Raw genomic sequence first — 24402 nt, 5'->3', positions numbered from 1 at the left:
AAATGATTCGCGTAATTATGTAACAAGTTACGTAATCAATTACACAATTATGCCAGCCATTGATTTTTTTAAGCGGACGGGGCAGATGGCCATCGGAAGCCGGCTACGAATGCTCACCGACAAGATCACCGAAGATGCCGGTCGGATTTTCACTCTGTACGGCGTATCCATCAAGCCGAAGTGGTTTCCGGTCTTCTTCGTTCTATCTCAGGGAAAAACAGGCACAGTAACGGACATAGCCAAGGAAATAGGGCATTCTCATCCGTCCGTCAGTAAAATCGTCAGGGAAATGCTTACCGGCGGTCTTGTTCAGGAAATCCGGGATGAGACCGACAAGAGGAGGAATGTCATTATGCTGTCTTCCCAAGGACAACTCATGGCGGAAGCCATCAAGGCCCCGTATGCCGATGTCACCGAAGCCATCGAAAGAATTTCCGAAGAAACGCAGCACGACCTGTGGGAAGCGCTTGGCGAATGGGAGCAACTTCTAGAAAAACAGCCACTCATTCAACGCGTTCGGGAAGTCAAAAAAGCGAGGGAGAGTAAATCCATTGCTATCGTTCCCTACGAACCACGGTATCAACCCGTATTCCGTTCCCTCAATGAAGAATGGATTACCGCACATTGGCAAATGGAAAAATCGGACTACAAGGCACTGGATCATCCCCAGGAGTACATTCTAGACAAAGGAGGGTACATCTTCGTCGCCCTGGACGCGGGAGAACCGGTCGGAGTCTGCGCCCTGTGTAAACTGGATGATCCGGATTATGATTATGAACTCGCCAAACTGGCGGTTAGTCCGAAGGCGCAGGGCAAAGGCATCGGTATTCTACTGGGGGAAACAGTCATCCGAAAAGCTATGGAATTGGGAGCTCAAAAAATATTTCTGGAAAGCAACACCATTCTGGAGCCAGCCATCCATCTCTACCGGAAACTGGGATTCCAGGAATTAAAAGGCCATCATTTATCCTATGCAAGAGGCAACATCCAAATGAAATTGACGCTGGTTCCATTCCGAAACAAAGAATAGGACACAATTTGCATACAGACACAAATAGGTAAGACTCAATGCTTGCCTCCAACTAAAAATAACTTAGGATAGGGATGCTCTTCAAGGAGAGAAGCGCATTTCACCCCCGATCCCCCCCAATTTTATGAACGCTGATTTGCAAAGGAGAGAATTCCTTAAAAAGGGATTTGCCGTAGGTGCGGCATTTTCCCTGATCGATCTCGGCGGCCTGTTCGCCGCAGAAACTCCGGCTTCCCCTTCCGCTCCGGCAGGGAAGTCCTCCGGCACGCCGGATCTCGTCGCCGTTCGCGGCGAAGACCGCGTCGCCATGCTGGATGCCGCCCTTGAGGCCCTCGGCGGCATTACCGCCTTCGTCAAACCGGGACAAACGGTCGTTATCAAACCTAACGCTGCATGGGATAAACCTGCCGATCTGGCAGCCAACACCCACCCCAGCCTCGTCAGCCACATGGTTGAACTTTGCAAAAAAGCCGGGGCCAAGGAAGTTTGCGTCTTCGACCACACATGCGATGCATGGCAGCGTTCCTACGCCAATAGCGGCATTCAGGAAGCTGTCGAAAAAGCAGGCGGTCAGATGGTTCCCGGCAATGACGAAAGCATGTACGTGGATCGCGAAGCCCCCAATGCCGTCAAACTCAAGCAGGCCAAGATCCACAAGCTTATCGCAGAATCCGACGTCTACATCAACATGCCCGTTCTCAAGCATCACGGCGGAGCCGTCATGACAGGGTGTCTCAAAAACGTCATGGGGCTCGTTTGGGATCGCGGATTCTTCCACAAAAACGACCTCCAGCAATGCATCAGCGATGGAGTCCTGCTCCGTAAGCCGGACCTGAACATCCTGGATGCTTTTACCCCGATGATGCGCAACGGTCCCAAGGGCAAGGATGCTACAGACCTCCTGTCTACCAAGACCCTGATCGTCTCCCGCGATCCCGTCGCTTGCGATGCGGCTGGCGCCATGATCCTGGGACATAAGGCAAACGGCATCAAGCACGTTGAACTAGCCGCGGCCGCCGGACATGGCCGTTGCGACATTGACCAACTCAATATCAAACGCATCAAACAGGCCTAACGTCCGTTGAACAGTCTTGCACAGGATATCCGGCCCTCCCGGCTCGGGTATACCGGATATCCTGTCGCATTTTGGCAAACAAATTCTATACCGTGGCAACCCAAGTTCCGTTCCGGTGTTTGATCTCTTAGAGCATGAACGATATTCCCCCAGCCAATTCCCCATCACAGTCCCGACGGAAGAAGCCAGCCCCCGCCGGCAAACACTTCTATCTCCTGCGAGTATTGAGGATCATCATCGCCGCCATCGTTCTAGGACTCTTCACAATTGCCTTCGCAAACATTTTCCAGCTTCTGCCTAACTCCTGGGGTCATACGCTGGCCGAGTTCCAATTCACCCCTGCCCTGCAAAGCACACTTTCCGGTGTCATCGTACCATCCGCTATCATTCTGGCAGGATTGCTGGCAGCCACTCTTCTTTTCGGACGAGTATACTGCTCGTTCCTCTGTCCGCTGGGGATTTTCCAGGATGTACTGATTCGCATTTCCCGGATGCTTAAAACAGGCAAGGCAAAAGCATTCCGCTACGCTCCTCCCGTCCGCTGGATTCGGGGAACCGTCCTCGCTCTGGTTATCCTCTCCATGTTAACCGGCATCGGCAATCTGCTCATGTGGCTGGATCCATACAGCCAGTTCGGACGCATGATGAGCATGGTCTTCCGCCCGACACTGGCTGAAATCAACAACGTATTCGCCGGACTCAGCGACACCTTTTATCATATCCCTCCGGACTGGATCTATGTCGGAGCCGTCACATTCATCCCGTTGGCCTTGCTGGCTGTCATCTGGATCATGGCTCTGCGCAAAGGCCGCCTCTATTGCAACACCTTGTGCCCCGTCGGCGCCTTTCTCGGCCTGATTTCCCGGTACTCCGCCTTCCGTCCGACCATCGACAAATCGGCATGTATCAAATGCGGCATGTGCATGAAGTCCTGCAAATCCCAATGTATCGACTTGAAAAAGGGAGACATCGATTACAGCCGTTGCGTCAACTGTTTTGACTGTTCTTCCTCCTGCAATGAACGCGGCATCCACTACCGCTTCACCTGGCGTACCCGCAAAGAAGGTTCTCCGAAGGACAGGTCTGAAAAATCCGGCGGACGCACCGGAAAGAAAACCGAAAAGCCCCAAGCTCCATCCGCGGAACAAGTCATGAACGCCCTGCCCTCCGGTAACAGGCGAGCCTTCCTGGGAGCTACATTGCTCGGTGCCGCTGCGACCATCAACACCAAAACCGGGAACAAATTCACCCGTACCGCCTCTTCTCCGGCAGCTCCGTCCGCCCATGCCATCTCGCCTCCGGGCAGTAAAAGCGTCCGGCACTTCCTCGATTTCTGCACAGCCTGCCACCTCTGTCTGGAAGCCTGCCCGACCAAATGTCTTCGTCCCGCCTACATGGAATACGGTTTGAACGGCATCCTCAAACCACACATGGACTTTTCGGAAGGCTTCTGCAACTTCGACTGTACTTCCTGCGCCGATGTCTGTCCGGCCGGAGCCATCCGCCCGATTGATCTTGCCGAAAAGAAACATACGCGCATCGCCAAAGCGGAACTACACCTGCCCGAATGCATTGCGGCCTGCGACAAAACAGACTGCGGAGCCTGCTCGGAACACTGCCCGACCAAGGCACTGGACATGGTAGACATCCAGCAACCCACCTGGGACGCAGACAGCTGCATTCTCTGCGGAGACTGCACCCATACCTGCAAGGTAAAGGCTGTCTCCATCGTCAAAGACCGCATCGTCATCGACTACGACAAATGCACCGGCTGCGGAGATTGTATCAAAACCTGCCAGGGTTCTGCCCTGGAAATGAAAAAATCCCGCTGGAACATCCGTATCCCGAAACTTTCCGTCCAATACTGCATCGGCTGCGGTGCCTGTGAATTTGCCTGTCCCGTCAAAGCGGTACGCATTCATGCCATCCCCGTCCACGAACAAGCGGAGGTACTCGTCCAAAAACAGGTCGAAGACCCTAATGCCGGTAAAGATTTCGCATTCTGATGTTCATTCACCATGTCCTGGATCTACCTCATTCTGGCCGGATTGTTTGAAATAGGTTGGCCCCTCGGGTTCAAACTGTCGCAAACAGGCCCTCAGTCGGGCAGCAAAATGCTGGCATGGATATCCTTTTCCGTTGCCAGCATGGCCGCCAGCGGTTTTTTCCTCTGGTTGGCCCAGCGTTCCATCCCTATCGGTACAGCCTATGCCGTCTGGACGGGTATCGGTGCTCTCGGTACATTCACCATAGGCATCGCTTTCTTCGGTGATTCCAACAATGTCTGGCGCATGATGGCTGCCACATGCCTCCTTATCGGGATTATCGGACTTAAACTGGCACCCGCGCATTCGTGAATGTTCCAAGCGGGTCCAAAAAATTCTGTATGACACAGGAGTTCTTTGCACATCGATCCGATGAGCAGTAGTAATTCTCGCGAATGCAACCCTGCACGCCAACCATCAACATAACGACAACCAAAGGATTTACCTTTGGCTACTATTGGTGGCGTACCTTTTCTTCGGAACGGGGGAATCCCGCTGTGCAGGCGTAACATTATCATGCCAATAAAGTTTTTCTGAAAACTGCTTTGATTCCCCCGCAAGAATCAAAGCAGTTTTTTTATTGTCCCTATCCAACCCTCCACCCCAAACATCCCTCTATGGAACCCACTCCAACAATCACCCTGGAACAAAAAAGCAGACGGCTAAATGCCGACCTGGAAACCCCGATCAGTCTGTTCCTGAACGTCACCCGAAACGGAGACAAGGCCCTGCTCTTTGAAAGCGCCGAAGTGGACGGCAAATGGGGCCGTTTCAGCGTTATTGCCTGCGATTTCCTTCTGACGGCATCCTGCGCTAACGGAAAGCTTGACGTGAAAACGGAAGACAAAAGGCTTAGCACCCTGACCTCCCTAACCGGCATGCCCTACCCGGATGGCATCCGGCGGATAATGCAAGCCATCACCCTCATTCCCGACGACAAAAAACAGCCCCCGATTACTCGTGCCCTCTACGGCTACTTCGGTTACGAAACAGCCGCCCTCTTCCTGCCCAAGCTGCAAAACTCCATCCATGTCTCCGACGCGGAAGCCTGCCTGGTTCTGCCCGGCACCGTCATCGTCTTCGATCACCTTTACAACCGACTCACGCAAATAAGCCTGGGCGATCACCGAGACCTCTCCTTCCGCCACCCGGGGAAAACGGCCGCTCCCGTCATCGGTCCGGTCACTCGTACCCCCGATCAACAGGGATATATGGACGGCGTCCGCAAAGTGCGGGAACTTCTCCACGACGGAGAAGGCATCCAGGTCGTCCTCGCTACCCAGGCTTCGGCCGATTTCCAGGGAGATCCCTTTACCCTGTACCGCCGGATGCGCAGCATCAATCCCTCCCCTTACATGTTCTACATGGATCTTCCCGGCCTGCGTCTTTTCGGTTCCTCTCCGGAACTCCTTGTTCGCTGTACCGGAGGCACCCTCCAGCTTTCCCCCATTGCCGGAACGCGCAAGCGTGGTGCCACGGAAGTGGAAGACTCCGAACTCGCCGCCGACCTCCTGCAGGATCCCAAGGAACGAGCTGAACACGTCATGCTCGTCGATCTCGGCAGAAACGACCTCGGCCGTCTTGCCACACCCGGCTCCGTCAAAGTGGAAAGACTCATGGAAATCGAACGCTTTTCCCACGTTATGCACATGACGTCCCGAGTCATGGCCCGCCTCCAGCCTGATCTGGAACCCATCGACATCCTTGCGGCAACCTTCCCCGCCGGTACCGTCAGCGGCGCCCCCAAAGTCCGGGCCATGGAAATCATCGCCGACACCGAACCCCTCCCTCGCGGGCCCTACGCCGGATGTATCGGATGGCTCGGACTCGATAAGGATACCGTCCACATGGACGCCGGCATCACCATCCGCAGCATGTGGGAACGCAACGGAAAGATCTACTGGCAGGCAGGCGCCGGCCTCGTATACGACTCCAAGCCGGAGAACGAATGGCAGGAATGCTTGAACAAAGGGAAAATTATTGACGTCATTTTAACCGGAGAAGACCATGTTTCTACTCATTGATAACTACGATTCATTCACTTACAACCTCGTCCAGGCATTCTACACGCTGGGCCGAAACCCCGTTGTCCTCACCAACGACGACCCCCGTATCCTAGAACTCGCGACGGACCCCGAACTGACAGAAGTCTGTCTTTCTCCGGGGCCCAGCCATCCCGCCAACGCCGGATTATGCTTGGAATTCCTCAAGAGATTGCCGGCACACATCCCGGTACTCGGAGTCTGCCTCGGACACCAGCTTCTGGGGCATTTTGCCGGAGCGGAAGTCAGCCGCGCCCCCTATGTGATGCACGGTAAATGTTCCGACATCGACCACGATGAACAGGGCTTGTTCGAGGGAATCTCCAATCCGATGAAAGTGGGCAGGTACCACTCTCTTGTCGTCCAATCTCCGGAAAACGCACCCAATCCCCGTTTCACCGTCACCGCCCGAGGCCCGGAAAACGAAGTGATGGCTCTCCGCTATAATGACCGCCCGTGGGTTGGCGTCCAGTTCCACCCGGAATCCATCCTGACTCCGGAAGGTCTTACCCTCCTGGCCAACTTCCCCAACACAATCCTCCCCGATCAGCACCGGGAACGCCGTGTCTCGAACATCCTTGATACACTGGCCGAAGGCAACGACCTGAGCGCGGAAATAGCCGCCTCCGCCTTTGCCAGCCTGATGGACGGACACATGACCTCCTCGCAGGCAGGCTCCTTCCTGATGGGGCTGCGCATGAAAGGAGAAACACCTCTGGAACTAGCCTGCGCCATGAACATCGGCCTCAACCGTGCCGTCCGCGTCAACGGTATCGAAGGTAAAGCCATCGACATCGTCGGCACAGGCGGCGACGGCCGTTCGTCCTTCAACTGCTCCACCGTCACTGCCTTGACAATGGCAGGTATGGGTTACAAAGTCATCAAGCACGGTAACCGAGCCGTCTCGTCTACATGCGGTTCCGCCGATGCTATTGAAGCTCTGGGGCTTCCCCTTGACACCGCGCCGGATCAAGTCAAAGACATGCTCTCCCAGCGTAACTTCACTTTCCTCTTCGCTCCGAACTACCACCCGGCCTTCCGCAATGTCGGTCTCATTCGGAGGGAACTGGGAGTCCGCACCATATTCAATCTCCTGGGTCCTCTGCTCAATCCGGCCCGTCCATCCCACATCCTGCTGGGAGTCGCACGGCCGGAACTTGTCGGTCTCATCGCCGAAGCCCTCAAAAAGTCGCACTTCGAAAAAGCCGCCGTTGTCCACGGGGCCGGAGGCTATGACGAACTCACTCCCATCGGTCCGGCCATGGTAGCCATCGTCCGCAACGGCAAACGCGAAGACATCACGGTCGAACCCTCCTCCTTCGGTATCGCACCATGTACTCCTGAGGAACTCACCGTCCGAACCAAGGACGCCGCCGTCCGCGTCCTCCACGAGCTGCTCGAAGGCAGAGGTACCCGCCCCATGCAAGACATGGTAGCCCTCAATCTCGGACTGGCCATCTACCTGATGGAGGACGACCAGTCCCTGCCCCTCTGCATAGCTCGTGCCAGGGAAGCCGTTACAGCCGGCGTAGGAAGGAAACCGCTCCATGTTGCTTGATAACTTCAAAAAAGCCAAGGAACCGGAAATCCGGGAACTCCGCCGTCTGGAACGGGCGGGCCTTTTGCCGGTTCCTCGGCAGGGCCGCCGTCCGGATTTTCTCCAGGCCTTGCAGGCTCCTCCTTCCGACCAGTCCCTGGCTATCATCGCGGAGTTCAAGCAGGCTTCTCCTTCCCGCGGAATCATCGCCGAAGGGTTAAGTCCGGAACTCGTCGCCGAACAATACGCTCACGCCGGAGCTTCATGTATTTCGGTATTGACGGAAGAACAATTCTTCAAAGGAGAACTGGGATTCCTGGATCGCATGGCAGCTCCCGGAGTTCCACTCCTGCGCAAAGACTTCATCATGGATCCTCTGCAAGTGACGGCCACAGCCGCCACAGCTGCCTCGGCTATGCTCCTGATCGTCCGTTTTACTCCGGATGCCGGGTTGTTGCGGACCCTCCGGGAACAAGCTGAAAGCTTCGGCATCCATGCCGTCGTCGAAATCTTCGATGAAGCAGACTTGATACTTGCCCGCCAATCCGGAGCGCGCATCATCCAAGTCAATGCCCGCGACCTCGACACGTTGAAAACCGACCGGCAAATCTGCCTTAATCTCGTCCGGTTCCGCCAGGATGGAGAAATATGGATCGCCGCCTCGGCCATGGAACAACCATCCCACCTCACCGCCGCCGCACAAGCCGGTTACCACGCAGCCCTCATCGGTACGGCCCTCATGCAAAACGGCAAACCGGGAGACAACCTCTCCTCCCTCATCGCCAACCTTCACTAATTTTATCATGAACCAATCACTTCGCATCAAAGTATGCGGCATCACCCACCAGAGCAATCTGGACACCTGCATGGGCATGGGCGCCCAATTCTGCGGTTTCATCTTCCACAGTAGCAGTTCCAGATATATCTCCCCCAACCGGGCAGCAGGGCTTCAAAGCGCCCATCTCAAACGAGTCGGTGTTTTCGTCAAACAAGACGAACAGGAAATCAAACGCATCATGGACATCGCACGCCTGGACTTTGCACAGCTTCACGGTCCCCAGTCCATCGCCTGTGCCAAAGGCATTGGAGCAGACAAAATCATCCGTGTCCTCTGGCCGCAGCAATACGCCTCCGTACGGGAACTCCAAGCCGACATGGAACGCCATGCCGACTCCTGCTCATGGTTCCTCCTGGACGCTGGTTCCCACGGGGGAGGTAGCGGGAAACCACTTGACTGGAATGCTTTGAACACGCTGCAATCTCCCCGTCCCTGGTTCCTTGCAGGCGGACTTTCCTCCGCCTCCCTCGCCCAGGCTTTGACCTCCTGCAAACCGGATGGAGTCGACCTCAACTCGGGTGTCGAATGGGCACCCGGCCACAAATCAGCCTCTTCGATTCTTTCCGCCATGCGGGCTATCGACCCCTATCGTCACCGTCAACTTACCCCCATCACAACACATGAATAAAAAAGGATACTTCGGCAACTTCGGCGGCCAATTCGTCCCGGAAGCACTCATGCCCCTTCTCACCGAATTGGAACGCGCCATGGGGACCATCATGCAAAGCCCCGAGTATAAAACGGCCTACCAGGACTTGCTCGTCAACTATGTCGGCAGGGAATCCCCTCTGACTTTCTGTCCCAATCTTTCGGAAAAACTAGGCATCCGCCTATGGCTCAAACGGGAAGACCTCAACCACACGGGAGCCCACAAAATCAATAATGCCCTTGGACAGGCCCTCCTCGCCAAGATGATGGGTAAAACCCACCTCATCGCCGAAACAGGTGCCGGTCAGCATGGTGTCGCCACCGCCACTGCGGCAGCGCGCCTCAACATGCGCTGCACCATTTTCATGGGAGCTGAAGATGTTGAACGGCAGGCAACCAATGTCATGCGCATGAAGCTCCTCGGAGCAGAAGTATTTCCCGTGGAAACAGGATCCCGCACACTCAAGGATGCTATCAATGAAGCTCTGCGCTACTGGATCGCCCACCAGCACGATACCCTGTACTGTTTCGGTACGGCAGCCGGGCCCCATCCTTTCCCGATTCTCGTTCGTGAACTCCAATCCATTATAGGCAAGGAAGCCCGTGCCCAAATGCTGAGACGGGCGGGCAAACTGCCGGATTATGTCGTCGCCTGCGTCGGCGGCGGTTCTAACGCTATCGGTATTCTACACCCCTTCATCAAAGACACGGATGTCAAACTCATCGGTGTCGAAGCAGGGGGCACCGGAGAACCCGGATGCCAAAACTCCGCCCCGATCAACCTGGGGTCCCCCGGAGTCCTGCACGGTCACATCACCATGCTTCTGCAAACCGGAGACGGGCAGATCATGCCCTCAAGCTCCATTTCCGCCGGACTAGACTACCCGGGCGTCGGACCGGAACACGCCCACCTCGCAGAAACGGGACGCGTCCACTACGGTATCGTGTACGACCAGGATGCGCTTGAGGCATTTTCATCCCTTTGCCGGGAAGAAGGCATCATCCCGGCTCTGGAATCCTCCCATGCCCTGGCCTGGGTTCTCAAAAATGCCGAGACTCTCCCCGAAGGATGCGACGTACTCGTCAACCTCTCCGGACGCGGAGACAAAGACCTAGGCATTGTCAGCCAATATATCCAATTCTGATCTGCTACCACTTCACTCATTTATCATGAATACGATTCATCCGCTTCACCAAGCCATTCTGGATGCCCATGAACAGAAAAGGAAAGCAGTCATTCCTTTCCTGACAGCCGGATTCCCTACCCCGGACACCTTCTGGTCCGTTATGGAGAATATGGACCAAGCCGGTGTTGACATCATCGAAATCGGAGTTCCCTTTTCCGATCCCGTCGCCGACGGCCCCGTTATCGAGAACGCCTCCCGCAATGCTCTTGAAAACGGCATCTCGCTCCGCTGGATCATCGATGGGCTCAAGCAAAGGCGCGGCAAGTTCCACGCTAAAATCGTTCTGATGGGATATGCCAACCCCTTCCTCCAATACGGGCCGGACAAACTGGCTCTCGATGCTGCCATCGCGGGTATTTCCGGTTTCATCGTTCCCGATATGCCTCTGGAGGAAAGCGGCATCTTCCGCAAACCATTCGATGCCCACAACCTGGCTCTAATCACGCTCGTCGCTCCCAACACGACGGAAGAACGCATGCGTGAATATGCTGCCATATCCAAAGGATTCGTGTATGTCGTCTCTGTCCTTGGCATTACAGGAGGCAAAACCAGCCTGACAGACACCGTTATCGAAACCATGCGCCGTGCCCGAGCCTGTTTCGACATCCCGCTCGCTCTCGGATTCGGTCTCCAAAATCCGGAGCAACTTGAAGAACTCCCCTTCGACGCCCAGCCCAACGCCGCCGTTCTCGGCAGTGCCCTGATCCGCCACATTGAGGCAGGGCATTTAGCTGGCGACTTCCTGCGCCCCTGGGTAAAACGCTAAAAAGAACCTTCCTTCTTCTTTCTCCCATCGCCGCCCGTTGCCTTTGTAGCAGAGGGCGGCGATTGCATTCCTGAAAGAAAGACCTCTTCTCACGCGTAGTTTCTTACGAGTGAATAGGAAAACCATACATCAGCCATTCTTCGTTTCGGCATGGATCGTCCTGACATGCAGCTTCGCTGCCTTATGCCCGGCAAAAATACCTCAGGAACACATGGAGCACATCCCGGGTCTCCTCTCCGAAGGAGTCCCTTCCTCCAAGTCTCCCGAGCAGGACTGGGAAGAAGAATTTTCTTACCTCGAACAGGAAATTACCAGGATCGGCAGCAATCATTTCAATTTGGAAAGGCTAACTCGGGAAGCCCTACGCCCCGACTCCGTTTACCGAACTACGGATAAAACGCCATCCGACATCGTACTTAGACGGACAAAAGCCCTGCTGAAATACCTGCAACAACATCAAGGTAAAACCGACTCCGACGATCTCAGCAAAATCCAACAGAAACTAGAAGACTGGGAGCGACGTCAAACAGCCACACCACCTGTTGAACGAACAGGCAGGCTGCAATCCTTCAAAGAACTTTGTGCCATCAGAAGGGCCTTGTCCTTCCGTAATCCCTTGCTCGCAGAATTAGACGCCATCGTCTTCCTGACCCATTACAGTCAACGCCAGGGACAAGGAGAAATCCATATCGTCGACCAATACTTCGGATTCAATGCCAAGCCCGGAGGATCTCCTTTCATCCTGCAGCAGCCATTTTCCTCCCATCCCGTTGCCCGCCCCCTGATACGGGAAACACCGGTCTCTCATGGAAAAAACAAAGGGAAACCCTTAAAAAACGGTTCTTTCCTCTCACTGGAATTGAACTACGATGCGGACAAACTTTATTTTGCCTGGACCCAGGCCGTCCATACCCCAGTTACAGGCAAAGAAGACTGGTCGCACAATTTCGGAACCTACGACGACCTGATGCGGCGTCCCCCAGACTACCACCATTACTTCTGGGAACCGGACAGGGTATACCACATCTACAGCCTGGATTTGAAAAACGGAGAACTCCGGCAACTCACCGACGGCAACTTCAATACGATTGATCCATGCGAACTCCCCAATGGCCGCATCGTTTATATTTCCGACGAACAAGGAGCCAATCAAAGGTGCGGAGCCAGGTGGATCGGAGCAGGTGTCTTGCACTCCATGAAACCGGACGGTACCGACGCCTACCCCCTTAGTTTCCACGAAACCAACGAATGGCAGCCCAGCGTCACCAATGAAGGCATGATCGCCTATACCCGATGGGACTATGTCGATCGTGACGATGACGGGGCTCATCACCTGTGGCAATGCTATCCGGATGGAAGAGACCCGAGAGCCCTCCATGGCAACTATGCCGAAAAACGGGAAAACCGCCCCTGGGCGGAATTGGGGTATCGCTCCGTCCCCGACAGTCATAAACTCGTCGCCGTTGCCGCACCTCATCACGGTATTGCCTATGGATCGCTGATTCTCGTCGATCCCTCGATTCCCGATGATGGAGCTATGTCACAGGTCAAAAGAATCACTCCGGAAATTCATTTTCCGGAAGCCGAAAGAAGCCCCGGATACCCATTCGACAGAGGCCAGGCTTCCGGAGGCGAACATTTCGGGACTCCATGGCCATTGAGCGAAGACTTCTACCTCTGCGTCTATGACCGAGACGGTCATGACTACGGACTATACCTCGTTGACAGTTTTGGCAACAAGGAACTTCTTTGGCAGGATGCCCAGGTTCCCTGCCTCGATCCCATCCCTTTCACTCCCCGCAAACGCCCGGGAATCATCCCCGACATGACCACTCAGTCAGCAGATGCCCGTAAGCCGGAAGAAGCTCCGTCGAATATTGCAGAAACATTTATCCTCAACGTTTACGATACGGAACGCCCTCTACCTCCCGGAGTCAAGGTAAAATGGATCCGCATCGTCAACCTGTTTCCAAAATCCAATGTCTTCGCCAATGAACCGAACATTGGTATGGGAGATCAAAGCCTGGCGCGCGGAAGCCTCGGCATCGCTCCCGTGGAAAAAGACGGAAGCGCCTTCTTCCTCATGCCTACCAATGTCAACGTTTACTTCCAGCTTCTGGATGAAAACAAACAGGCTATCCACTCCATGAGGTCATCCACCTACGCCCATTCCGGAGAAAGGTTATCCTGCATGGGGTGCCATGAAAACCGGTTCACCGCACCAAAAAGCCTGCGACAGGGGACTGCACTGGCACTTCGGAGAAAGCCCTCTCTCCTGTCTCCCGAGCCGGACGGTTCCTATCCCATGACATTCGCAAGGCTCGTCCAACCGGTACTGGATAAAAATTGCGTCCGATGCCACAGCAAACATGTCTCCAAGGCCCCGCGTCTCGACGGGGACACATTCTACATCACCCAAAATGCCCAGGGAGAACCCCAACGTACCGACATCAGACACGGGTGGAGCAATGGATACGAGACTCTCCACAGATGGGCATGGACCCGGCATGGAGGCAATGGCATCTATTGGAACCAAAACAAGTTCACCTACTCAGTACCCGGCGAAGTTGGAGCTCAGGCCTCTAAATTGCTGCCCTTCCTGCAACAAGGGCACAAAAACCTGAAGCTCGCTCCAACAGACCTTTACCGGATTACTCTGTGGATGGATTTGAATTCCAACTTTTACGGCGACTACAAAGACGAAAAGGCTCAGGCGCGCGGCGAAATCGTCACACCGAAATTCGGAGTCCCAAAGCCCCCCTACCTTTTTCTGGAACAAGGTCTCTCGTATGGGAATGAATTTTGACGTTCTATCACTTACCTCCTGTCTCGATCCATTTCCGTCACTAACATCCGCACATTTCAAAATGTCACGGAGTTTCGGAAAAATGGTTGATAGACGATACACGAAATGTCTTATTTGATTGCGTTTTTCCCCCTTCTCCATCCATGTCTGCTACACCATCAAGACGTTCCGCTTTGAAAAAAACCATTTCCTTCGTATTGCTGGCCTGTGTCGCCGGATTCGCACTCACGACGGGAGGCAGGCAAACCATTGCAGGGTTCATCCAAATGACACCCATTGAAAAACCGAAAATCGCCAAACCGCAAACACCGACTGGTTATCTCACCGTCAAAAATGCCAATGTCGATATCTTCATTGATGCCTTGGGAACGGTCACTCCCCTGCAAACAGTCACCGTCCGAAGCCGGGTGGAAGGCGAACTCATGAAACTAAACTTCAAAGAAGGTTCAATAGTCCGGCAAGGTCAGATCATAGCCGAACTCGACCCGAGACCGTACGAGGCGGCGCTCATGCAGGTTGAAGGCCAGCTTGCCAAAAACAAAGCTTTGCTCGACAATGCCCAAAGAGATTTGGAACGCTATCAGTCTCTGCTCCGGGAGAACGCTATCGCCAGCCAGGAAGTCGATACCCAGGCAGCCCTGAAGAATCAGTATGAGGCTGCTATCATCTCCGATAGAGGCAATGTCGATGCAGCCAAACTGGAACTCGGCTATACCAAGATCACATCTCCCCTGACCGGACGCGTCGGTTTGCGGCAGGTGGACATCGGCAACATCATCCGTCCGTCCGATGCGGAAGGAATCGTGACCATCACACAAGAAGATCCCATCTCCGTCCTCTTCTCTGTTCCATCACAATACCTCTCGGATATCACAGCTCCGGTACGCGCCGGCCAAAAATTGGAAGTTGAAGCCTGGGACCGGGACAACAGAAACAAGATCGCAGACGGGTTCCTAAAAACAATCGACAATGCGGTCGATCCCGGCAGCGATATGCTAAAGCTCCGCGCCGTTTTTGACAATCCCGAGGGAATTCTCTTCCCCAACCAGTTCGTCAACATCAAACTGAAGATCGACACACTGGAAAATATCCCCCTCGTCCGTGACATTGCCATCAGAAGGGGGACCTCGGGGGAGTTCGTCTATATCATCACCGACGAAAACAAGGTGAAAATGCGCCCCGTCACCACAGGTCCCGCCAAGAATAACATGATTGCCATCATCAACGGCATCAAGGCAGGAGAACGCGTTGCCATCGACGGGCTTGACCGCCTGAGAGACGGAACGGATATCATCCCCATCGATCGAGAAGCCCAGGCACGGGAAGAAACACCCCGGACTGATTCCGTCCAGTAACCGGAAATCCCGCATTTCTTCACCGAAACCATGAACTTCTCACGGCTGTTCATTCTGCGCCCCATCGCAACAACGCTGCTCATGGTAGCGTTGCTACTGTCCGGCCTGATCGCTTATAAACAACTCCCTGTATCCGCTCTCCCTCAGGTGGATTACCCCACGATCCAGGTCCTGACGATGTATCCCGGAGCAAGCCCGGACGTCATGAACGCCGCAGTCACAGCCCCCCTAGAACGCCAGTTCGGACAAATGCCCGGATTGACGCGCATGACATCCTCCAGTTCAGGAGGAACCAGCACCGTCACCTTGCGATTCGGGCTGGATATCCCCATGGACGTCGCCGAACAGCAGGTACAGGCCGCCATCAATGCGGCGGACTCCATGTTGCCCAAGGACCTGCCCTATCCTCCCATTTACAATAAGGTCAACCCTGCCGATGCCCCTATCCTGACTCTGGCCATTACCTCCGAATCCCTTCCTCTCCCTAAAATGAGGGACTTCGTCGATACCCGCCTCGCGCAGAAACTCTCCCAAATCAGCGGAGTCGGTCTCGTTACCCTCAGTGGCGGACAACGCCAGGCCATACGCATCCAAGTCAATCCTACCGTCCTCGCATCCAAAGGGTTGACGTTGGAAGACGTCCGTACCACCATCGACAACAACAATCTCAACCAGGCAAAAGGCAGCTTCGACGGACCAACCATGAGTTCAACGATCAACGCCAACGACCAGCTCCGCAATGCGGAAGAATACATGGAGCTGATCATTGCTTATAAAAATGGAGCCCCCATCCGTATCCGCGATGTCGCGACCGTCGTTGAAGGTCCGGAGAATGAATTCCAGGCGGGATGGGCCAATGCGACTCCGGCTATTATCGTTAACATCCAGCGACAACCCGAGGCAAACGTCATTGAAGTAGTGGACAAAATACATGCCTTGCTCCCCACTCTCCAACAGAATCTTCCGGGAGATATCGACGTCACCGAGCTAAGTGACCGGACAGTCACCATCCGGGCCTCGGTCCATGATGTCCAGAAGGAACTGATCATGTCGGTCATCCTCGTCGTTCTGGTCGTTTTCCTTTTCCTGAGGAATATTTCCGCAACGTTGATTCCCGGATTTGCCGTACCCCTTTCCCTGATAGGAACCTTCGGCGTTATGTACCTTCTGGACTACAGCCTGAACAATTTGACGTTGATGGCCCTGACCATTGCCACCGGTTTCGTCGTGGACGATGCCATCGTTGTCGTAGAAAACATCGCCCGATACCTGGAAAAAGGGGAATCCCCCCTGCAGGCAGCCTTAAAAGGAGCCAAACAAATCGGATTTACCATCATCTCGCTTACGGTCTCCCTCATTGCCGTTCTGATTCCTCTGCTCTTCATGCAGGATGTCGTCGGCCGCCTCTTCCGGGAATTCTCCGTCACCCTCGCCATCGCCATTCTCATCTCCGGCTTTATTTCCCTGACGCTGACGCCGATGATGTCTGCCAAACTCCTGAAACCCGCCTCGGAACAACGGAACCAAAACCGTCTCTATCGGGCTACGGGAGCTATGTTCGACGGTATGATTTCCCTGTACGGGAAAATCCTGGAAGTCGTTCTCAGGCACAAAACAGCCACCATGGCTGTCGCCGCCATCACCCTGTTAATGACCGTCTGGCTCTATGTAATCATTCCCAAAGGATTCTTCCCCACACAGGATACGGGAATCATCCAAGCCATTACCGAAGCACCCGAAGACATTTCCTTCTCGGCGATGGCAAAAAAACAACAGGAACTGGCTGCCATCATTCTGGAAGATCCCGATGTCCAAAGCCTATCGTCCTTCATCGGAGTTGACGGAGACAATAACGCTCTGAACACGGGGCGCATGCTCATCACCTTGAAACCTCTTGAAAAGCGCCATTCGCGAGCCCCCGGTATCATTCAGCGCATTCAGAAAAAAACGGAGGGCATTACAGACATGTCCCTCTTCATGCAGCCGGTTCAGGACCTCTCCGTAGAAGACCGTGTCAGCAGTACGCAGTTTCAAATGACTCTCGACTGCCCGCAGTCCGAAATCTTGGAAGAATGGGTTCCCAAACTCATCGACAGTCTCAATGCCCTGCCCGAGTTATCGGACGTAGCGGATGACTTCCACAATGATGGCAGACAAGTCTTCGTCGAAATCAACAGCGATCAGGCCGCACGCCTAGGCATCACGACGGCAGATGTCGACAACGCCCTTTACGATGCTTTCGGACAACGTCTCGTCTCGACAATCTTCACGCAGACCAACCAATACAGAGTCGTTCTGGAAGTCGGGAAAAACTTCAGGATGTCGCCAAGCTCTCTCAACAACATCTACGTCACGTCATCTTCCGGGCAACCTGTTCCCTTGAACAACATTGCCAGGATCACCGAGAAAAAAGCGTCCCTTGCCATCCATCGCAAAGGTCAATTCCCCTGTGCGACCGTCTCGTTCAATCTCGCTCCCGGCTACGCCTTGGGAGAAGCGGTTGAAGCGATCAAAAAGGCTGAAAACGATATCGGTCTTCCGGCATCCATCCGTTCCGAATTCGAAGGCTCCGCCCAGGCTTTCCAGGCTTCCCTAAGCAACACCCTGTGGCTCATCATCGCCGCCGTCGTCACGATGTACATTGTCCTGGGCGTGCTCTATGAAAGTTACATCCATCCCATTACCATCCTCTCCACCCTGCCTTCTGCCGGAGTCGGAGCCTTGTTTGCCCTGTTCATCAGCGGAAGCGGCCTGGATATCATCGGTATTATCGGCATTATCCTCTTGATCGGCATCGTCAAAAAGAACGCCATCATGATGATCGACTTTGCCCTGGATGCTGAACGAAGACATGGACTTTCTCCCCGGGATGCCATTTTCCAAGCCTGCATCCTGCGTTTTCGTCCCATTCTCATGACAACCATGGCCGCCCTGTTCGCCGCTATTCCTCTGATGATGTCCAGTGGCGTCGGGGCGGAACTGAGAAGCCCCCTCGGTATCGCCATGGTCGGAGGACTGCTCGTCAGCCAGTTGCTGACACTGTTCACCACCCCCGTCATCTATCTGTTCTTCGACCGCTTCACTGGTTCCCGCCACAACCGTCCCGCCCCGCAGGAGCAGGAAACTATCCAATAGTCATCCCCGCGCCATGGAGTTCCTGGAAATCTTTATCAAAAGGCCCGTTGCAACAACCCTGCTTTCGCTGGGACTGGCTCTCCTCGGACTCGTTGCATTCAATCTCCTGCCCATCGCTCCGCTGCCGGAAGTAGACTACCCTACTATCAATGTACGAGCCAACTTCCCCGGAGCCAGTCCGGAAACCATGGCAGCAACCGTCGCCACTCCGCTGGAACGTTCTTTAGGGCGCATCTCCGGTATCTCGGAAATGACCTCCTACAGTTCTCTTGGACGTTCGAACATCACCATCCAATTCGACCTCGACAAAAACATCGACCAAGCCGCCCGGGAAGTCCAGGCTGCCATCAACTCTTCCCGTGCCATGCTGCCGTCGGGTATGCCTAACAACCCGACCTACCGAAAGGTCAACCCGTCCGACGCCCCCATCCTCATCCTCGCTCTCACTTCCGATACTCAGTCCAGAGCCAGGATGTACGATGTTGCCTCCACTCTCCTTTCCCAAAAACTCTCCCAGATCGAAGGCATAGGCGAAGTCACTATCGGAGGAGGTTCCCTGCCTGCCGTACGGGTTCGAGTCAACCCTGCCTCACTCGCTAAATACGACCTGAACTTCGAAGACATCAGGAAAGCCCTGACAACTGCAAATCTCACCATTCCCAAGGGGTTCATCCATGGAGAAGATCTTTCATGGAGCATTTACACCAACGACAAACTCAGTACCGCCGATGAATTCGCCCCTCTCATCGTGGCCTACAAGGACGGAGTACCCATCCGTCTCTGCGACATCGCATCCGTCACCGATGCGATGGAAAACGACCGTAACTACGGCCTTTGCAACGGACGCGAATCAATCATCCTCATACTCTTCCGAGAGAGTAACGCCAATATCATCGAAACGATCAAACGCGTTTACGACACTCTCCCGGCACTCAAAGCCCTCATCCCGGCAGAAATGAACATTGAGCCGACCCTGGACCGGACCCCTTCCATCAAAGGAGCCCTTCATGAAGTGGAACGGTCATTGATCCTCTCCGTCTCTCTGGTCATCCTGGTCGTCTTCCTTTTCCTGAGAAAGATCAAGGCCACCCTCGTCCCGGCCGTTACCGTTCCCCTGTCGCTGCTGGGAACCTTTGCCGTCATGTATGCCTGTGGATACAGCATCAACCAAATATCCATGATGGCCCTCATTGTCGCAACGGGGTTTGTCGTAGACGATGCTATCGTCGTTTTGGAAAATATCTCCCGTCACCTCGAAACCGGACTCACTCCTCTGCAAGCTTCGCTTAAAGGTGTCCGGGAAGTCGGATTCACCGTCATCTCCATCAGTCTCTCCCTCGTGGCCGTTTTCATTCCCCTCCTGCTGATGCAAGGTATTATCGGACGGTTATTCCGGGAATTTTCCATCACACTGGCCGCAGCCGTTCTAATCTCGATGGTCATATCCCTTACAACAACTCCCATGATGTGCGCCCGCCTCCTGAGCGGGAAAAAGAATAAGCCAACCCGGCAAGAGCCGCAGAAAAACACCCTGGCTCGAACGGCAGCCACATTCAGCAATACCCTGACCTCGCTCTACGAAGCTTCCCTCAAACTGGCCCTGGCTCACAAGCGAATCATGATGACGATCTTCTTCCTCGTTATCGGACTGAACGGCTACCTCTACTACATCATCCCCAAAGGCTTCTTCCCCGAACAAGATCTGGGACGCCTGCGAGCATCCATCCGTCCTGACCAGAATACCTCTTTCCAAACGGCCAAAGACCATCTGATCCGCTTTGGCGAAATTCTCTATAACGATCCCGATGTCACCACAGTCTCCGGTCACACCACAGGATCCGGAGGAGCAAGCTTCTTCGTTGCCCTCAAACCCTTGGACGAACGCCGGAACCGGGCTTCTTCGCGCGACATCGCCACCCGTATCCGGAACAGCACGATCAATCTCCCCGGAGGCCCGATCTACGTCAACGTCCCCCAGGAAATCCGCATCGGAGGTCGCTCCAGCGACTCACTCTACCAATACACCTTGCTCTCCGACAATGTCGATGACCTCCGGGAATGGGTGCCCCGTCTTGAAGATGCCTTCAAATCCGTTGAAGGCATCACAGACGTCATCAGCGACCAGCAAATCCAAGGCAAGGAAGTATTCCTCGACGTCAACCGGGATGCCTCCACCCGATGGGGAATCGACTTCCGCTCCATCAACTCCGCTCTCAACAGTGCCTTCGGGCAAAGACAAGTCGCCACCATTTACAATCCTCTTAACCAGTATAGGGTCGTCCTGGAGGCGGAAGGAAACTATCTTGAATACCCCACATCGTTAAAATCCATCTACGTCCGCAATAAAGCCGGGCAATCCGTCTCCCTCAGCAGCATCTCGGAAACCGTTTCATCCGTTACTCCTCTTTCGGTCAACCATCAGTCCCAATTTGCAGCAGGCACCATCTCCTTCAACCTGAAACCCGGCTACGCTCTCAGCGATGTCTCGCCCATTATCGAAAACCTCGTTCAAACCATGAATCCTCCCGATACCATGAGAGGTAGCTTCCAGGGCACCGCCAAAGCCTACAAGGATCTCACCTCTAGTCAGATCATTCTGGTTATCTCCGCCATCCTGGCCGTCTACATCGTTTTGGGCATCCTTTACGAAAGCTACATCCACCCCCTGACCATACTCTCCACATTGCCGTCCGCCGGTGTCGGGGCTTTGCTGGCCCTGCTTCTGTTCAAGACAGAATTCACAGTCATGGCTCTCATCGGAGTCGTCCTCCTGATTGGCATCGTCAAAAAAAACGCTATCATGATGGTAGACTTTGCCCTGGCAGCCGAACGCAATGAGGGCTTGTCTTCCCGTGAAGCGATCCTCAAAGCATGTATGCTGCGTATCCGTCCCATTCTCATGACCACCATGGCCGCTATCTTCGGAGCTGTTCCCCTGGTTATCAGCCGGGGAGATGGAGCCGAAACGCGCCAACCCCTCGGAATGGCCATCATCGGAGGACTTATTCTCAGCCAGCTCCTGACCCTCTATACAACGCCCGTCGTCTACCTGTACATGGAACATTTCCAGAGATGGTGGAACACCCGGCGCCATCCTTATTCCCCGGCATCCGCCCAACCACAGATACACCCGTGAACACCTGCCTCCTTATTACCATTCTCTGCGGAATCCTGCTTCTCTACCCTTCCTGCAGCGTGGCTCCTCCCTATCGTATCCCGGAAGTATCCATGCCGGTACATTATAAAAACATCGGACAATGGCACGCCCCCGCTCCCAGCGACCATGTCCAACGCGGGAATTGGTGGAAAATCTTCAAGGATCCCGTCCTCAGCAAACTCATGGACGAACTCAACACCGGAAATCTGGATATAGTCATGGCCGAAGCCCGCTATCGACAGTCGGAAGCCCTCCTTCGCCAGACAGCCGGTTCCTTTCTGCCGCAGATAGATGCCGGCCTCACCACACAATCCTCGCACAGTACTTCCGCTAAAAACTCTGGTAACATCAGCAATAACTATGACCTGCAAGCCGCCGCTTCTTGGGATGCAGACCTCTGGGGAAAAATCCGCAGCCGCATCGCGGGAGCGGCAGCCAATACCGATGCCAGCAAAGCAGAGCTCGAATCCGTCCGATTGAGCATGCAAACCCAGCTTGCCATAGCGTATTTTGAAATCCGCATCCTTGACACCCAACGCGATTTCTACGCTAAAACCATCGAGAGCTACAGACAGGCCCTCCACGTTACAAGCGTACGATTCAAACAAGGAGTCGACAGCCCGGCTGCCGTCATGCAGGCTGAAACCCAACTGAAATCCACCGAAGCCCAGGCGATCGAACTCGATATTACCCGAAACCGGCTTGAAAACAGCATTGCCGTCCTCCTCGGCAAATCAGCTTCATCCTTCTCCCTGCCCCAGCAGTCAAACTGGGATGCAATCCTTCCCAACATCCCCGCAGGCATACCCACCACCCTCCTTCAAAGACGACCGGATGTCGCTGCTGCGGAACGCGCCGTCGCCTCGGCAAATGCCAGAATAGGAGAAACGCGCGCAGCCCTCTACCCATCCTTCATCATTTCCTCCAATGCCCGCTTGCAGCAAACCAGCTTCGGGAACTGGCTAAGCTCACCCAATACCGGATGGTCCATCGGAGCCGACTTCATCGGTCCCGTCTTTGACGGAGGAACACGTCGCGCCGCTGTCAGCGAAGCGGAAGCCGCCTATGACGAAGCCGTCGCCAACTACAAAAATACAGTTCTCAACAGCATTCGCGAAGTAGAAGACTCCCTCGCCGCTCTGAATCTCCTAGACGACAAAGCCGCTGCCCAAGAAGCCGCCCTCAAAGCCGCCATCCAATCAGAAGACACAACAAGCAAACAATACCGTGCCGGTAAAATCAACTACCTCGACGTCGTCACAGTCCAAGCCATCACCCTCACTAACGAGCGCAATGCCGCAGAAGTACGAAACACACGCTATATCGCTCTGATTCAGCTCATTCGAGCTCTCGGAGGCACTTGGTAGGAAACTTGTAATCTTCCGGAAACGGAATGGGCAATTCCATTAATCGTGGATAACTCTCCCGGTGAAACACCATTTGAAGAAGGAAAGCATATATGCCGGAATTACTAAAAAACAAATATAATTACGAGTCTCTTCACGAGTTGGCCCTGCGCATTCAAACCGTATATCATTCGTTTCAAGTGAACGATTTTATCGACGCCACTATGGATAAAACATGGGATGCGTTGGAACTAAAAGCCCGAATGCGTCAAATCGCCATCAATTTAGGAAAGTATTTGCCAACCGATTATGAACAGGCGCTTGGTATCATTGATAAAGTCGTTGAGAGTTATCCTGCAGGATGTAATGATTTCACTTTAATATGCTTTCCGGATTTTGTTGAAGTCTATGGTCAAGATGAGAGTCATTGGGATTTGTCAATAGCTGCATTGGAAAGGTATACCTCATCCTCATCTTCCGAATTTGCCGTAAGGCCATTTATCATCAACCATGAAAAACGAATGATGCAGCAGATGGCCGTTTGGGCCAGGCATGGCAATGAGCACGTCCGGAGGCTTGCCAGCGAGGGTTGCCGGCCCCAACTCCCCTGGGGACAAGCATTAGCCAGCTTTAAAAAAGATCCGTCTCCTATTCTTGGTATTTTAGAGAAGCTTAAAGCCGATCCTTCACTGTATGTCCGTAAAAGCGTGGCCAACAACCTGAACGATATTTCCAAAACACACCCTGATCTGGTCGTAAAAATAGCAAAGGATTGGTACGGTCAAAACAAGCATACAGATTGGATTGTCAAGCACGGGTGCAGAACACTCCTAAAAAAGGGCAACAGGGATGTGCTGGATATTCTGGGGTTTGCAGATGCCGCTTGTGTGAATGTTGACGACTTTGTGTTGGATGTTGCTCCTGTCTTCATTGGGGGACATATGACCTTTTCCTTTACGATTGGCGCAAAAAAAGCAGCTAGGATACGGCTGGAATATGGCATTGATTACGTGAAAGCAAATGCTAGACGAAATCGAAAGATATTCCAAATATCCGAAATCTCTTTAAATGAAAACGGGAAGAAATTTTATACAAAAAACCATTCCTTTGCAGATGCAAGCACAAGAAAGCATTATCCCGGTACTCATTCGGTTACTCTTATTGTGAACGGTACCGAGCGAGGTACATTGGATTTTGAGGTATTTACCAAATAACCTCTTGGAAAAATATCAGCAACCTTTTTTTGCTGTACACATCAGCCTTAGCAAGCCAGGAGAGCCTCCACGATAATCCTCCGTCAATATTCCTTTTCCGAGATCATTTCGATTTTTCTGCATTCGTCACATTTCGCGGGGATGAGGATTCGAGTATAAACAGAGAAGCCCCGCCTTGCATGGTGACAAGGCGGGGCTTCATGATCAATCCCGGCGACGAC

General features: G+C 53.9%; 16 protein-coding genes. All 16 read left to right on the top strand.

All coding sequences use genetic code 11. From position 1 onward, the window contains the following. Positions 1-58 precede the first annotated feature (58 nt). The 16 genes from QET40_RS03195 (at position 59) to QET40_RS03120 (ending at position 24181) form a co-directional block, all read left to right on the top strand. Positions 59-1030, top strand: a complete 972-nt coding sequence (locus tag QET40_RS03195) for a bifunctional helix-turn-helix transcriptional regulator/GNAT family N-acetyltransferase (protein ID WP_345783051.1) — start codon at positions 59-61, stop codon at positions 1028-1030. Between the two features lie 124 nt (positions 1031-1154). Next, on the top strand, positions 1155-2105 hold the full coding sequence (locus tag QET40_RS03190; protein WP_280125732.1) for a DUF362 domain-containing protein: 951 nt from the start codon (positions 1155-1157) through the stop codon (positions 2103-2105). Between the two features lie 134 nt (positions 2106-2239). Further along, on the top strand, positions 2240-4111 hold the full coding sequence (locus QET40_RS03185) for a 4Fe-4S dicluster domain-containing protein (protein ID WP_280125731.1): 1872 nt from the start codon (positions 2240-2242) through the stop codon (positions 4109-4111). Positions 4112-4123: 12 nt separating this feature from the next. Further along, positions 4124-4462: a multidrug efflux SMR transporter gene (locus tag QET40_RS03180; protein ID WP_280125730.1), complete on the top strand. Its 339-nt coding sequence runs from the start codon at positions 4124-4126 to the stop codon at positions 4460-4462. A gap of 305 nt (positions 4463-4767) precedes the next feature. Further along, positions 4768-6174, top strand: coding sequence for an anthranilate synthase component I family protein (locus tag QET40_RS03175; RefSeq protein ID WP_280125729.1), 1407 nt, complete (start codon positions 4768-4770; stop codon positions 6172-6174). Next, on the top strand, positions 6158-7750 hold the full coding sequence (trpD, locus tag QET40_RS03170) for an anthranilate phosphoribosyltransferase (protein WP_280125728.1): 1593 nt from the start codon (positions 6158-6160) through the stop codon (positions 7748-7750). The genes QET40_RS03175 and trpD overlap by 17 nt, the downstream gene beginning before the upstream one ends. Then, the gene (locus QET40_RS03165; RefSeq protein ID WP_280125727.1) at positions 7740-8525 is read left to right on the top strand and encodes an indole-3-glycerol-phosphate synthase; all 786 of its coding nucleotides are present in this window, start codon (positions 7740-7742) and stop codon (positions 8523-8525) included. The genes trpD and QET40_RS03165 overlap by 11 nt, the downstream gene beginning before the upstream one ends. 7 nt (positions 8526-8532) lie before the next feature. After that, on the top strand, positions 8533-9195 hold the full coding sequence (locus tag QET40_RS03160) for a phosphoribosylanthranilate isomerase (RefSeq protein WP_280125726.1): 663 nt from the start codon (positions 8533-8535) through the stop codon (positions 9193-9195). Continuing rightward, the gene (gene trpB / locus QET40_RS03155) at positions 9188-10360 is read left to right on the top strand and encodes a tryptophan synthase subunit beta (protein WP_280125725.1); all 1173 of its coding nucleotides are present in this window, start codon (positions 9188-9190) and stop codon (positions 10358-10360) included. Before QET40_RS03160 ends, trpB begins: the two co-directional genes overlap by 8 nt. Before the next feature lie 25 nt (positions 10361-10385). Beyond that, positions 10386-11168 carry a tryptophan synthase subunit alpha gene (trpA, locus tag QET40_RS03150; RefSeq protein WP_280125724.1) on the top strand — a complete coding sequence of 261 codons (783 nt, stop codon included), beginning with the start codon at positions 10386-10388 and terminating at the stop codon, positions 11166-11168. A 211-nt stretch (positions 11169-11379) separates the two neighbouring features. Beyond that, complete coding sequence (locus tag QET40_RS03145) at positions 11380-13974, top strand: hypothetical protein (RefSeq protein ID WP_280125723.1); 2595 nt, start codon at positions 11380-11382, stop codon at positions 13972-13974. 143 nt (positions 13975-14117) lie between these two features. Beyond that, positions 14118-15329 carry an efflux RND transporter periplasmic adaptor subunit gene (locus tag QET40_RS03140; RefSeq protein WP_280125722.1) on the top strand — a complete coding sequence of 404 codons (1212 nt, stop codon included), beginning with the start codon at positions 14118-14120 and terminating at the stop codon, positions 15327-15329. A gap of 30 nt (positions 15330-15359) precedes the next feature. Continuing rightward, complete coding sequence (locus QET40_RS03135; RefSeq protein ID WP_280125721.1) at positions 15360-18464, top strand: MdtB/MuxB family multidrug efflux RND transporter permease subunit; 3105 nt, start codon at positions 15360-15362, stop codon at positions 18462-18464. A gap of 13 nt (positions 18465-18477) precedes the next feature. Then, complete coding sequence (locus tag QET40_RS03130; protein ID WP_280125720.1) at positions 18478-21600, top strand: efflux RND transporter permease subunit; 3123 nt, start codon at positions 18478-18480, stop codon at positions 21598-21600. Next, complete coding sequence (locus QET40_RS03125) at positions 21597-22988, top strand: efflux transporter outer membrane subunit (RefSeq protein WP_280125719.1); 1392 nt, start codon at positions 21597-21599, stop codon at positions 22986-22988. The genes QET40_RS03130 and QET40_RS03125 overlap by 4 nt, the downstream gene beginning before the upstream one ends. 92 nt (positions 22989-23080) lie before the next feature. Continuing rightward, positions 23081-24181, top strand: coding sequence for a DNA alkylation repair protein (locus QET40_RS03120; protein ID WP_280125718.1), 1101 nt, complete (start codon positions 23081-23083; stop codon positions 24179-24181). Positions 24182-24402 lie beyond the last annotated feature (221 nt).

The sequence above is a fragment of the Akkermansia sp. N21169 genome (genome assembly GCF_029854675.1).
Classification (GTDB): Bacteria; Verrucomicrobiota; Verrucomicrobiia; order Verrucomicrobiales; family Akkermansiaceae; genus Akkermansia.
The sequence above is the reverse complement of the archived record's forward strand: the minus strand, read 5'-3'. Positions and strand labels throughout refer to the sequence as shown.